Origin of the sequence: Succinivibrio sp. (genome assembly GCF_045124615.1) — a bacterium.
GTDB classification, from domain to species: Bacteria; Pseudomonadota; Gammaproteobacteria; order Enterobacterales; family Succinivibrionaceae; genus Succinivibrio; species Succinivibrio faecicola.
Genome location: NZ_JBGVMC010000182.1, coordinates 1 through 1,150 on the forward strand (window position 1 = coordinate 1; position 1,150 = coordinate 1,150).

General features: G+C 33.6%; 2 protein-coding genes. Both read left to right on the top strand.

Annotated elements, in window-relative coordinates; translation table 11 throughout:
* Positions 1 to 333 (top strand): Na+/H+ antiporter NhaC family protein (locus ACJML3_RS04695; protein ID WP_406021052.1); only part of this gene is annotated, 333 nt, incomplete at its 5' end.
* 236 nt (positions 334 to 569) lie between these two features.
* The coding region (locus ACJML3_RS04700) for an AAA family ATPase (protein WP_406021054.1) at positions 570 to 1,150 on the top strand (581 nt) is incomplete at its 3' end.

Consider the following 1,150-nt stretch of genomic DNA (forward strand, 5'->3'; position numbering starts at 1 on the left):
ATTCCAATCGTTGTGATGGTTGCAAATGCAATTGATCCAAACTCAAGTGAACTTGTGATTATTTCTCTGTCAGCAACACTGGCAGGCTCTGTTTTTGGAGATCACTGCTCACCAATTTCTGATACAACTGTCCTATCATCAGCAGGCGCAGGATGTGTTCATATTGAACATGTATACACGCAGCTACCATATACAGCAATTGTAGCTGCATGCTCATTTGTAGGTTATGCTGTTGCAGGTGTTACTCACAGTTTTGCTGCAAGTTTCCTGACAGCTTTTGCTCTTATGATTGTATCTGTTATTTTTATTGCTAAAAGAGCAAAAGCTAAGTAATCATTGCACTTTTCCATAAATGGCATCGATGATTGAAGATTGTTTTGATCTTCAATGCAAAGGTGCCATTTATTATGTAGGCTGCAAGGCCAGATTATGATGTGGCCATATAACAAAAGAGAGTGATCATATTCTTTTTTTTCTATGGAGCAGTATCATTTGTTGGATACTTTCATTTGCTATATATACATCATTTTGTCTAAAATAGGATTGTAAGATGATTTTTGGATATAAAGATGAGCGAGAGAAACTTAAAAAGGCTACCTTTAGGAATTGGAAATGATAGTTTCATAGATATCATTACTAAAGGAGGATATTATGTTGATAAATCCTCATACTTAAAAACAGTCTTTACCAATATCTCTCCAGTAATCCTTTTTACAAGACCAAGACGTTTTGGAAAAACTCTTTTAATGGATATGTTCAAATCATTTTTAAGAGTTGCACCTGATGGTTCTGCAAACAGAGAGTATAAAGAAAAACTCTTTGATGGTCTTGAGATTCTAAATGACAAAGAATTTACAGATAAATACCTAGGACAGTTCCCTGTTATTTCTATTTCGCTTAAAAGCGCTTATGGAGAGACTTTTGAACAGGCCTATGATGCATTAGCACGTATTGTAGTAAGGCTATTTTCTAGTTACGACTTTTTATTAAACAGTAAGAATCTGTCAAAAGATGAGATTGAAAACTATAGCAAATATCTAAATAGAGAATTTCTGTGTGATATAAATTCTATGGGATATGTAAAGGAAGCTTTAGAATTTCTATCAACTTGTCTTTATAAGCACTATAAAAAGAAAGTCATACTTTTAAT